Genomic DNA, 12773 nt, shown 5'->3' with positions numbered 1-12773 from the left:
CACTTGTAGATGCGCACAAAAATCAGTTTCCATTGGGGAAATCTGATTTTTTAATAAGGCGAAAATAAAAAACGTTTTCAATTATGTTATAATAAGATGTATGACTAAAAGATTAAATGGAGATAAGTATGTTCGACTACACTGATCAGTTGGCTGTAAATTCAATCCGTACATTGTCAATGGATGCTATCCAAAGGGCAAATTCTGGACATCCAGGTTTACCCATGGGGGCAGCGCCAATGGCTTATGTACTTTGGAGCAAATTCTTGAATGTGAACCCACAAACAGGACGTAAGTGGTCTAACCGTGACCGTTTTGTTCTTTCCGCGGGTCACGGTTCAGCAATGCTCTACAGCCTTTTACACTTAGCAGGCTATAAAGTATCCATGGATGATTTGAAAAACTTCCGCCAGTGGCAATCAAAAACTCCTGGTCACCCAGAAGTTGACTGGACAGACGGTGTAGAAGCTACCACAGGTCCTTTGGGACAAGGTATTGCTAATGCGGTTGGTATGGCGATGGCTGAAGCGCATTTGGCAGCAACCTATAACAAGCCTGGTTTTGATATCGTGGACCATTATACTTACGCCCTCAATGGGGATGGTGACCTTATGGAAGGGGTCTCACAAGAAGCAGCTTCACTGGCTGGGAAACTGAAACTTGGAAAACTTATTCTTTTCTACGATTCAAACAATATCTCGCTTGATGGTGATTTGGACAAATCATTTATTGACGACATTAAAATGCGTTTTGAAAGCTATGGCTGGCAACATATTTTGGTTAAGGATGGCAATGACTTGACCGAAATCGCAGCAGCAGTAGAGCAAGCAAAAGCAGAAACAGGGAAACCAACAATTATTGAAGTGAAAACGATAATTGGTTATGGTGCTGAAAAACAAGGAACTTCAGCAGTACACGGTGCACCGCTTGGAGCAGAAGGCATCGAATTTGCTAAGAAGGCTTACGGCTGGGATTACCCAGAATTCACTGTACCTGAGGCAGTCACTGAACGTTTCCGTCAAACACTCAATGCACGTGGCGAAGCACTGGAACAAGTCTGGAACGATACCTTTAAAGCTTATGCTGAAAAATATCCAGAACTTGCGGAACAATATGCCAAAGCATTTGAAAATGAGACGCCGGAACTTGATTTAAGCAAACACGAAGTGGGGTCAAGCAAAGCCTCACGTGTCACATCACAAGAAGCTATCCAAGAGCTTTCAGCACAAATGCCTAACCTTTGGGGGGGCTCAGCTGACTTGTCAGCCTCCAACAATACAATGGCGAAAAATGATACAGACTTCATGCCAGATAACTACGCAGGTCGTAACATCTGGTTTGGTGTTCGTGAGTTTGCCATGGGAGCCATTATGAACGGCATTGCCCTTCATGGGGGTACACGTGTTTATGGCGGTACATTCTTCGTCTTTAGTAACTATATGCTTCCAGCAGTACGTATGGCTGCCTTGCAAGAATTGCCAGTCACATACGTTTGGACGCATGATTCTATCGCTGTTGGTGAAGATGGGCCAACACATGAACCCGTTGAGCAGTTGGCCTCAGTGCGTGCTATGCCAAACTTGGACACGATTCGTCCTGCAGATGGCAACGAAGTTGTTGCAGCATGGCGCCGTGCAGTTTCAAGTAAAAAACGCCCAACTGCACTTGTTTTGACACGTCAAAACTTGCCAGTACTTGAAGGAACAGCACAGTTGGCTGAAGAAGGCTTAAACCGTGGTGCCTACATTCTCTCTAAAGAAGAAGGTGAACTTGAAGGGATTATCATTGCGACAGGTTCAGAAGTTGCACTTGCACTTGAAGCGAAGAAAGAACTCGGAAAAGGTGTCCGTGTCGTTTCTATGCCGTCAATGAATATCTTTGATGAACAATCTGAAGAGTACAAAGAAGAACTTCTTCCGAAAAATGTATGCTGCCGCTTGGCTGTCGAAGCAGGTACAAGCTTCGGCTGGGCCAAATACATCGGTTTAGCTGGAGCTACTGTAACAGTAGACAAATGGGGCGCTTCAGCACCTGCAAATGTTATTTTGCCAGAATATGGCTTTACAGTAGAAAATGTTGTAAAAACATATAAAGAAATGAAAGACAATTGTCCTAAAGGCTGTTGTTAATCTCAGGCAATATCGTGAAAAATTTTTGTTGCCCTCAGGGGAGCATATTATGTTATAATAGTTTCATGCGATGAGTCGATGTTCTACTTTGGTAGATTATTGAAGCACAGGAGTTCTGGAGCATTAAGTTGTTCGTGCAGGAAGCATGAGAACTTGTCAGTGTGTGTGAACCACTCTGACACAGCGAAAGTTGCCTAACAAAGCCTCTCCGTTTGGGAGGCTTTTTTTCTTTGTAAGAAACAACACATATTTTATGGTTTTCTTTAAGAAATCAGGAGAAACATTTAAGGATAAAAGGATGCCTTTTTTGAGAGAAAGGCAGAAGCATTAACTATTTTGTTCCCAAATAACAGAGGAAAATCAATGAACGAAATAAAGACAGGGTAAAGTGAGCAACTGATAAGTGCTGATAAAAGTTGCTTCCCTTAGAGTACTTATCTTAGAGCTGTAACTCCAAGTCTGATTATAGACGATGAGCAGGTGAAAAGTCCTATTTTGCTATAGTGAACAGGATGTATTGTTTGATGTATAGAAATATATGTGATAATATAGTTATGTAAATGAAATATACGTAATATAACTAAAGTAAAAGGGAGATTTTTCAATATGAAAATCGTTATCATAGGCACAAATCACGCTGGTATTGCTGCTGCAAATACATTATTAGATAAGTACCCAGGCCATGAAATTGTCATGATTGACCGCAACAGCAATATGAGCTACCTTGGGTGTGGTACTGCGCTTTGGGTAGGGCGTCAGATTGACCAACCCCACGAGTTATTTTATGCTCGTCCAGAAGATTTTGAAGCAAAAGGCGCGACGGTTCTTACTGAAACAGAAGTTTCCACTATTGATTTTCAGAAGAAGCAAGTACACGCGACAGCAAAAACTGGCGAAACTTTGGTGGGAGATTATGATAAGCTCATTCTTGCCATGGGTTCAAGACCAATTATTCCTAAAATTTTAGGCAACGAGTTAGAAGGGATTCATTTTCTTAAACTTTTCCAAGAAGGGCAAGCAGTTGATGAAGAATTTGCTAAAGAGAGCGTGAAACGTATTGCTGTTATTGGCGCAGGATATATTGGGACAGAGATTGCTGAAGCCGCAAAACGCCGCGGTAAGGAAGTATTATTATTTGATGCAGAGGCTACCTCTCTTGCTTCGTATTACGATGAAGACTTTGCCAAAGGAATGGATGAAAATCTTTCAAAACAGGGGATTGAATTACACTTTGGGGAGATTGCCCAAGAATTTAAGGGCACAAATGGTCGTGTTTCACAGATTGTGACCAATAAGGACAGCTATGACGTTGATATGGTAATCAACTGTATCGGCTTTACAGCAAACAGTGCTCTGGCAAGTGATCAACTTGAAACATTAAGAAACGGAGCGATTAAAGTAGACAAGCATCAACAAACGAGTGATCCAGATGTCTACGCTGTAGGAGATGTAGCAAGTATTTATTCAAATGCTTTACAGAACTTTACCTACATCGCACTCGCTTCAAATGCTGTCCGCTCAGGGATTGTCGCAGGTCATAATATCGGGGGAACATCTCTGGAATCAGCAGGTGTTCAGGGTTCTAATGGTATCTCTATTTTTGGCTATAACATGACTTCAACAGGATTTTCAGTTAAGGCGGCGGAGAGATTTGGACTAGATGTGAGCTACACGGACTTTGAGGATAAGCAAAAGGCTTGGTTCTTGCATGAAGACAATGATACAGTCAAGATTCGTATTGTTTATGAAAAAGAAAGTCGTCGTATCGTGGGGGCTCAAATGGCCAGCTATAGCGAGATTATCGCCGGAAATATCAACATGTTTAGTTTAGCAATTCAGGAACAGAAAACAATTGATGAACTTGCGCTGCTTGACCTTTTCTTTTTACCGCATTTCAATAGTCCGTATAATTACATGACTGTTGCTGCTTTGAACGCAAAGTAATTGCTCATATAAAAAATCGTGAAGAATTTTCTTTACGATTTTTTTGTTAGACTCAAATTTTAAGCTGTAATCTATAAACAATCGGATAGAAAATTAAAAAAATTGCGGCACGCCTCTTTTTCTGTTAGGCTATTTGACATTTATTCAATATAGTGTAATATTAGATAAATAAAAAAGAGAGTTGGAGGAAGTGTTGCTTGTTAAAATATTTAGACGAAGATGATTTAAAAAAACTGAAGATACTCTATTATCTTGAAAATCACCATCTTTCTACAATTCTTTTTGATGAGTTGATGGAAGAAGTTAAGATTAATAACTATCAAGTGAAAAAACTGCTATCAGAAATAAAGGCAGAAATTAAGACCTGGAAGTTAGAGCGCTATTATCTCATCGATTTGCAGACCAAGAAAAGTTATGTGCGTTATGAAAGGAAGACTCAAGGGAACATAATGATTCTTTTGAATCACTATGTGCAAAGGTCTCAGATGCAATCGCTTGTAAGAGCTATATTTACAGAGGAAGTCAACAAAATTGCGGATTTGGAAGAAATAGTTTTTTTATCCAAATCATCAACCTATAAGCTTGTAAAAAAGTTTTCTGACTTGACAGTAGAGTATGGGATTTCCATTGATAAAAACATGAGGTTTTCAGGTGAAGAATGGATGATTAGAGAGTTTGTTTATAACTTTTATCTCTCCCTTTATGGTGACTTCTACAAGATTTTTTCGAGTGATGTTGCCGCAAATCTTAGTCTGATGATAGCGGGTTTAGAAAAAATAAACGGACTTTTTACTCAGGACCTTACCTTAACAGATAAAACGAAACTATCGTATCGTCTCTTTGTCATTTATACGAGAAATTATCTTGGAAATAAAACAAAAGCTGAAGCTTTTATGAAAGGAAATAGTCCTTTTATTGCACCTATCCAAGAACTTCTAAAAGAGTTTCTCAAGGGGGCAGATCATGAAATATTAGAAGAAGCTCATGAGCTGCTCTACTTTCTTTCAAGTGAGGGTATAACGGAAGAGTGTAGTTTTAAGATGCCAGAGAAGGTTCTTCAACTGACAAGGGAATTTACAGAAACTTTCAGTGAAAAATTTGGGGAGCATGAATCTGAGTTTGAAAAAGCCGAAACTCAAAGAGAATTAAATAATATTCACTTGAGATTACTCATTTCCTTAAGAGCAAACTTTGATTCTTCTAGTCTCAATGATTTTAAATTTATGGGAGAAAATTATGAAGAAATAGAAATCTTTTGCTATAACTTCGTTAATCAAAAGATGATGTCTTCCGAAGATGGCGATTTATTTCAAGAAAAACATGAGGCACTTGCGCGTGAATATATGTTTTTGTTGCTCTGCTATACCTCTGTTCACAAAACGCGGAAAACGGTCAAAATATGTGTTGATTTCTCCTATGGAGTATCTTATAACCAGTATATTTTGAGAAATATAAAATCTTTGGGTTTTTTAAATATTGAAGCAAGTATTGGAGGGGACAGAGAAAACATTGATATTTATTTGTCCAACTTGCCCTCCCTAGACGTTGAGGCAGAGCAAATCATTTGGGCTTCTCCTCCCACCTCTTATGACTGGGAATTTTTTGGAAACAGCGTGGTGAGGATAAAGAAAGACAGCCTAGACTCTTAATATTGTTAAAAAATCGTAAATTCATTTTTTCGATTTTTTGTTTTATTTTTATTTTTGAACAAAAAATAAAAATGATTTCTTTCATGTGAAATGTTAGAATTAGTGAATACAATGACATATTTCGGAGGAAGGCTGCATGAAGAAAATAAGGAAAAATTTATGGGTTCTGCTTTTATTAATTTTAATACCATTTAGTTTTATGAATTTTTCTGTAACAGCTGCCTCTTATGAAGGATATGGGCAAACAGGATTTTATGGAGAATATCATCCTCCAAAAGATAAGGAGAATACCCTGTCATCTGCAGAAAAAAGGGAAGCAGGGATGGCAAAAAGTGAAAAGATACCAGATGCAGGTGATGGCTCAAATGCAAAATTTATAGTTTTTGCTCTCTTGCCTTTTTTGTTGGCGATGTTCTTGATGAAAACTTTGAAGGAAGAACAGACAATTTTCTAAAAGTAACAACTCAAAATCAATCCAAGTAGAGGAGGGAAGATGTATATAAAAATGATAATTTTTTCACTGTGGCTTTTTCTTTCCTTACAGTTCGTCCTAATAGGAGCAGCCGACGACAAAACTAGAGCTTACAGAGGAAATGCTGAACTTACCTATACCCCATCTGATGCAGTCTCGCCACCCGTAAATCCAGAAAATCCAGATGTTCCTGCTGAACCGATTAACCCAGATGATACCAAGCCGAATAAAGGTACCGGGGGTAATCTTTCTATTGATTTTGCAAGCAGTTTTGATTTTGGGATGAATGAAATTTCGAATAAAAATCAAGTTTATTTTGCCCAAGCTCAACGTTACTATAATTCCTCGCTTGTGACACCAAATTTTATTCAAATAACGGACAATAGAGGGACACTTAAGGGCTGGACTTTAAAAGTTTATGAAGAAAAACAGTTTAAAACAAGGAAATCGTCAAAGTATGAGGAGTTGAAAGGGGCTTCTCTGTCTTTTCTAAAATCAACAGCAGTAACGAATGGCGATTCAAAACATCCCAAGCCCTATGAGGTTATTAATCTGACACCAAGAGTGGAAACAATGATTGCTCAAGCAGAAAGAGGTGAGGGAGCTGGGACATGGATTATTCGCTGGGGAGGAAAAGAAGATTTGTTCAAAAAGGAGCTATTCGCTGGTAAAGAAAAGCTTGAAAAATACTTTACCTCCTCTGTTAGCTTGTATGTTCCCGGAATTACGCCTAAAGCCCCCGCTGATTATCGTACAAAATTAACTTGGATACTCAGTGAGCTTCCAGACAACCAATAAATTGCGAAAAGGACGATCTTTGATGAAAAAAATAAATATAAAAACAGCGAAGATGGCTTCTTGGCTTGTTTGTGGTCTGATCTTATTATCTTTTAGTTCGACAGAGCTAACATCTCAAACATCTGCTGAGGCTGCTGAAGTTCTGAACCCCATTTCGCCAGATACGACAGTAAGGCCCGAGGATCCAGAAACGATACCTGCTCCTCAAGAACCAAGAACAGAGAAAACAAAAAAATGTCCTTCTAAGTCGTCTGAACCAATAAAAAAAGAAAAACGTGAAAAGGAAAATAAAAAGAAAAAGAAGGCCAAGTATTTCTTTGCACCAGACACTGCTGTCTCCCTTCAAAATTCGAAAAAAGTGCGCATGTTGGATGGAGAAGCTTTGCAGTCAACCAACACTGGAAGAGTCCTCTCTAGCATGTCAGGGAGATTACTCTTCGGAGAAAAATAGACGTATAAAGCATTTGTATGAGCTTAAACAAAAAATAAACCCATCGTGAAGAGGGAGTTTAAAAAATTCGGCTTATCGAGAGTCTATCAAAATGAAACCACAGGATTGGGGTTTCATTTTTTGTTTTCACGAGCTATTGTCATTTTCAGTAGCCTGTTTAAAATTTCCAAATATATATTAAAAATATTCCTGACAAAAAGATAGCAAAAAATAGTGGCAGTAGAAATTTTATCCAATAGGTTTTGCTATGCGCTTTTTGAATAATCTCTTTCTGATGAGTAAAAGAAGCGTGAGCTTTTTTAGATGGAGTGGCTACTTTTTTAGCAGTGACAAGAACACGGTAGGGAGTAGTTGTCGCGCTATTGCAAGTAATAAGAAGCAGATAATTAGGCCCCTTATCTTCAAGAGCAGCGAGGTCTGTTTCTTTGATGATGCGATTGGACTCAACTTTATAACTGTAATACTCATCAAAATAACGCACATAAACATCCGCATGCTTTTTTAAGGACTGGACACCACCAAAGAGAAGACTAGAGTCATACTGAACATGATGCCCAATGAGCGTTAAGCTTTGTTGATCCGGCTGGCGTTTGGGAAAGAGACTTACAATACCACGAGCCATATTTTCCTTTGTCAAACCTATAAAAATTGGTTGGTTGACAGAAGCACTGGGAATGATTACCTGCCCAACAGCAGTTTTATCTTTATTGCTGTAGGATTTTACCACATCCCTCAGATTAGGAGCTTCAATAAGCTCAGGCTCCGCAATTCTCTCAGGCAAAGTATTTGTTATATCTGGTTTTTTTATCAGTTGGGAATGGCTTGCTAGTCCAAAATATTTTGAAAAGGGAATGGAGAGAACTCCGAGCATTGAAAGAGTGAGTAAAGTAATCAGGATTTTTAGGCGCTTTTTCTTCATTTTTAGTCCATTTCTTATTTTTTCAATCATAACAAAATGAAAAAATTTTGTAAATAATTCCTTTTTTTCTGAAATCAATATCGAGTAAAGCAAGAGGGTGTATTTTCAGCTTGGAAGAAATAGAGCAGCGCTATTATTGGCTTTCAAGCGTATTTTTTTTAAAATTTTTTTTGAAAAAAATAATAAAAAATGAAAATCTCAAAATAAGATTGACTAGAGAATGAAGGGTATGCTTAAATAGATTTGTGGTTTAAAGTGATTGACGTCTAACTTTATTACCTCATTTTAATAAAACCTTAAAAGAATTGGAGAGGGAATGTAAAAAAGTTTTTATTACTTTCATGACTATCTTTGAGCCCATAATGACTGAATCCCAAGTGAACAGTAGATATTATAAAATGCAAAAACGTGCGGACTTGGTCGAAAAGCGGACTTCAAATAATCAGGAAATGAGTAATACTTGAACAGCATTCCAAAAGAACAGCTTGAAAGATTTATTTCAAATTGTAGGAGATTAAAATATCTTGCTTTATCTAGTGACCTCCAGTTTAGGAGGCGAACAAATACCCCCTTGACAGTGAACATTACTCAAATTCATGGCTGTCACAAATTACAAAGAACCAAAGGAATACCATAAACTTATGAATAAAATTTATATCAAATCAGCAGCAGCGCTTGCAGCCTTGATGCTGGTTGGCCCACTTATTGCACCCCCAGTTTTTGCTGCAAACGCGAACTATGATACTTCAGGGGACGTGAAGTTCGTAACAGGAGATACGGGAACCAAACCCGTGGATCCAACAGATCCTGAGAAACCAGTAACACCAGAAAATCCAGACCCAACGGATCCAGTAAAACCACCTGTTGAAGTAACAAAGGGATTGAGTTTAGACTTTGCTTCTAGTTTAGCTTTTGGTAAGCAAAAAATCAGCGCGAAAAGTGAAACATACTATGCTCATGGTCAAAAAATACTTGATGGAAATGGTGCGGTTTCTGGCATTGTGCCAAACTATGCACAAGTGACTGATGTACGTGGAAACTTTGCAGGATGGACCCTTTCTGTGGCAACAGACGGACAATTTAGAGAAAAGGGAACGGACATCACAAGCACACCCGAAACAGCTGCACCTCTTGGAACATACTTGACTGGCGCCGACCTCAAGTTCAGCAAGGGTGTAACAAACGGTACAGTAACTCCTGCAAAACCTTCTAATGTTAATTCAGCAACATTTTCCTTAAATACCTCTGATCAAGTTCTGATGTCAGCCAAAGCAAATGAAGGGATGGGAACTTGGACATACGCTCTAGGTGCTACAGCAGATTACGATTCGAGTGCACGCTCTCAGGATGCTGTAGCGGCTCAATCTCCAATTACCCTCACTGTTCCGGGAAGTACTGCTAAAAAGGCAGCAGCTTACACAACAACCCTGATCTGGAAACTTTCAGATACACCAGGAAATTAGAGGATGTGCTGGTTAACGAAAGGCAGGTGGAATGAGAAAAAATCTGTGTACAGTGTAGCTTTACTTCTAGTTTTTATGATTTTCACGAGCGTTTCAGAGAAGAGCAAAGCTGACTCTGAAGACCATCCAGCATTGGGACAAATTAATTTTCTTGCAGGAAGCAAGATAACCCCGCCGATTAGCCCAGGTCCAGAGCATCCAGGAGTTCCTGTTTCTCCAGTCTGGCCGGGAGGAGTTACTCCTGCTCCGGGAACAGCAGGTCCTTTATCAATAGATTATGCCTCCTCTTTTGACTTTGGAGTTAATGCTATCTCGGCTCAGGATAAAATCTATTATGCCAAAGCGCAAAAATATCATGCTTCAACACTCGAAACACCTAATTATGTCCAAGTGACAGACAACCGAGGAACACTGGGGGGCTGGACGCTGAAAGTCTTAGAGGTGACTCAGTTTCATCAAGGAAAACCAGAAGCAAAATATCCCGATTTGAAAGGAGCAATGCTCTCCTTGAAAAAACCAGAAGCAGTGTCAGAAAATACGGATACAGCGCCAAAACCTCAAGAAGTGATTGATCTTGTCCCCGGGAAAGAAACTCTTGTGGCAGCAGCAGATAAGGGTGCAGGCGCCGGAACTTGGATGATACGTTGGGGAAGCAGACTCGTAGAGCAAAGGACACTTAATAAAGAGGGACAATGGGTAAAAGAAAGTTTTAACACAGATGTTCAACTTTTCGTCCCCGGAAAAACATTTAAAGATTCAACCTTCTATACAACACAACTAAAATGGATACTGTCTGAACTTCCTCAGAACAGTTAGAGAGATAAAAATAAGGAAAAATAAATATTGAAAACGAAAAAAATTCTTTCTTTCGCATTACTGACTTTACTTGCTTCATCTGCTGGAGTATCGACAGTCTTTGCTGCCGATGAAGCTGTTTATAATTCAAAAGGAGAAGTGGCTTACACCCCTTCAACTAAACCAACGGATCCTGTCGATCCCACTGATCCTACAAAGCCAGTTAAACCCGTTGATCCTACCGATCCAAACGGCCCCAATCCTGGTACGGATGGACCTCTATCTATTGACTATGCTTCCAGCTTTGACTTTGGCAGCCAAGAAATCACTTCAGCAGATAGAACATACAATGCTGCCGCAAATCCAATTTCCGATGGTTCAACTCGTCCAAACTGGGTTCAAGTGACGGATAATCGTGGGACATTTGCAGGCTGGTCTCTTTCTGTCCAAGCGACAGAATTTACAACGGGTGCAGCAGGGACAGGCTCAACTTTGACTGGTGCTCAATTAACACTTGCAAATGGTCGTCTTGTTTCCATCTCTGATGCACCTGCAAATAAGTCCGTTTCTTCAGTAACTTTAACGCCGGGAGCTTCGTCAGGTACGATACTTGGTGCAAGTTCTGGTAAAGGTGCAGGGACAAACTTGCTCGTATGGGGAGATGACACAAGTAAAGGTTCATCAGTATCCTTGTTTGTTCCGGGTAAAACGACAAAGTTAGCTACGACTTATAAATCTACGGTTACATGGGCACTAACAGATACTCCTGCGAACTAGCGTTTGAGCTTTCGGAAGATTGTTACAGCTGAAAAGTTTAAGCTGAGACTCCTTCCTTAAAAAGATTACATCACTCTAAATTTTTCAGCAAATTATATTTTCCTCTCTCTTGTGGAATAAAGAGAGAAGAAAATAAGTCATTATTTATAAAATTACTATTTGTATTTCGCAGATTATTATCGAGGTTAAACAAAAAATGAAAAACTTAAAAAAGTGGGTCACTCTTATATTGGCTCTAGCAGGGATGTTTATCTTTGTAAATCCAGCCTTTGCCAACCAATTTAACTTTAGTGTCAAGGCCATACTTCCTGACAATCAAGCAAGTAAAGCTTCGTATTTTGACCTCTTAATGAATCCCAGTCAAACACAGACGCTTACAGTTGAGCTGAGTAACTCAACAGATAAATCAGTTACTGTTGAGCAAGGACTAGCCAGTGCAACAACAAATTTGAATGGTGTAGTGGAATACTCCCCGAACAGTATAAAACCTGATGCTTCTTTAAAATATAATATGAAGGACTATGTGAAACTTGATGAAGAAATAGTCCTAGAGCCAAAAAGTACAAAAACTGTAAAGATTACTGTCAAAATGCCTGATTCGGCATTCAAAGGTTATATGGCCGGAGGACTTACTTATAAAGAAAAGCAAGGTTCAAAAAAGACAGCAGATACAAAAGGAATCAGTATCCAAAATGAATATGCCTATGTTATTGCCCTTTTGCTGAGTCAATCAAATGAAAAAGTGGCTCCGGATCTCAAACTCACAAAAGTTTCAGCAGGTCAAGTCAATTATCGAAATGTGATTAATGCCAACTTACAAAATCCAAGTATGGGCTATCTGAATCAGATGCAACTTTCAGCAACTGTCAAAGGTATTGACAACCCTAAGCTGGAATATAAGTCAAGCAAAGAGATGATGCAGATGGCTCCCAACTCCAACTTTGATTACCCTTTGTCATTGAATGGAGAGAAGTTACAACCGGGTAAATATCAAATGAAGATGGTTGTGCACGGGCAAAAAGATGAAAATGGAAGCTATGTGGTCAAAGATGAAAAAGGCAATGAAACAAGATACAAATATGAATGGACATTCGTACAAGATTTCGAAATTACAGCGGACAAAGCGCGGGAGCTTAATGCGAAAGATGTCACCATAAAGCAAGACAGTTCTTGGATTAAGTGGTTAATCATTGTTCTCATCTTCTTGTTCCTCATTCTTATCTTCTTCTTTATCCTTTGGAAACGTCGCAAAAAAGACCAAGAGGAGGATGAGAAAACAGCACGTATAGCTGAACTTGAGAAAAGATTGAATGAAAAAGATATCGAAAATTAAGGAAGCAATCACTGTTTTACTTATTAGCTGAACTTGCTGTATT

The 12773-nt window shown here is 39.1% G+C and carries 11 protein-coding genes; 10 read left to right on the top strand and 1 reads right to left on the bottom strand.

What is annotated here, in order from left to right; genetic code table 11:
• The first annotated feature begins 128 nt into the window (after positions 1-128).
• The 6 genes from tkt (at position 129) to ACGHCK_RS00255 (ending at position 7443) form a co-directional block, all read left to right on the top strand.
• Positions 129-2129, top strand: coding sequence for a transketolase (gene tkt / locus ACGHCK_RS00280; protein ID WP_251421352.1), 2001 nt, complete (start codon positions 129-131; stop codon positions 2127-2129).
• 606 nt (positions 2130-2735) lie between these two features.
• Positions 2736-4073 carry a H2O-forming NADH oxidase gene (nox, locus tag ACGHCK_RS00275; RefSeq protein ID WP_251421349.1) on the top strand — a complete coding sequence of 446 codons (1338 nt, stop codon included), beginning with the start codon at positions 2736-2738 and terminating at the stop codon, positions 4071-4073.
• A 197-nt stretch (positions 4074-4270) separates the two neighbouring features.
• Positions 4271-5722 carry a helix-turn-helix domain-containing protein gene (locus ACGHCK_RS00270; protein ID WP_202230931.1) on the top strand — a complete coding sequence of 484 codons (1452 nt, stop codon included), beginning with the start codon at positions 4271-4273 and terminating at the stop codon, positions 5720-5722.
• A 136-nt stretch (positions 5723-5858) separates the two neighbouring features.
• Positions 5859-6176, top strand: a complete 318-nt coding sequence (locus tag ACGHCK_RS00265) for a hypothetical protein (protein WP_251421346.1) — start codon at positions 5859-5861, stop codon at positions 6174-6176.
• 39 nt (positions 6177-6215) lie between these two features.
• Complete coding sequence (locus tag ACGHCK_RS00260; protein WP_251421343.1) at positions 6216-6992, top strand: WxL domain-containing protein; 777 nt, start codon at positions 6216-6218, stop codon at positions 6990-6992.
• 22 nt (positions 6993-7014) lie between these two features.
• Positions 7015-7443, top strand: coding sequence for a hypothetical protein (locus ACGHCK_RS00255; protein WP_251421341.1), 429 nt, complete (start codon positions 7015-7017; stop codon positions 7441-7443).
• Between the two features lie 157 nt (positions 7444-7600).
• Here the strand turns inward: ACGHCK_RS00255 and ACGHCK_RS00250 are convergent, their stop codons facing one another.
• Positions 7601-8392, bottom strand: coding sequence for a class A sortase (locus tag ACGHCK_RS00250; RefSeq protein ID WP_394304420.1), 792 nt, complete (start codon positions 8390-8392; stop codon positions 7601-7603).
• Positions 8393-9003: 611 nt separating this feature from the next.
• On the opposite strand from ACGHCK_RS00250, the gene ACGHCK_RS00245 reads away from it, so the two are divergent.
• From ACGHCK_RS00245 to ACGHCK_RS00230, 4 genes are all read left to right on the top strand, one after another.
• Complete coding sequence (locus ACGHCK_RS00245; RefSeq protein ID WP_202230928.1) at positions 9004-9825, top strand: WxL domain-containing protein; 822 nt, start codon at positions 9004-9006, stop codon at positions 9823-9825.
• A gap of 3 nt (positions 9826-9828) precedes the next feature.
• Entirely contained in the window at positions 9829-10641 is an 813-nt protein-coding gene (locus tag ACGHCK_RS00240) for a WxL domain-containing protein (RefSeq protein ID WP_251421335.1), read from the top strand.
• Between the two features lie 27 nt (positions 10642-10668).
• Positions 10669-11397, top strand: coding sequence for a WxL domain-containing protein (locus ACGHCK_RS00235; protein WP_251421331.1), 729 nt, complete (start codon positions 10669-10671; stop codon positions 11395-11397).
• 196 nt (positions 11398-11593) lie between these two features.
• Positions 11594-12730, top strand: coding sequence for a DUF916 and DUF3324 domain-containing protein (locus tag ACGHCK_RS00230; RefSeq protein ID WP_251421328.1), 1137 nt, complete (start codon positions 11594-11596; stop codon positions 12728-12730).
• Positions 12731-12773 lie beyond the last annotated feature (43 nt).

Source organism: Lactococcus muris (genome assembly GCF_042849115.1).
GTDB lineage: Bacteria > Bacillota > Bacilli > Lactobacillales > Streptococcaceae > Lactococcus > Lactococcus muris.
Note: the sequence above shows the minus strand (reverse complement) of the source record. Positions and strands in the feature narration are given on the sequence as shown.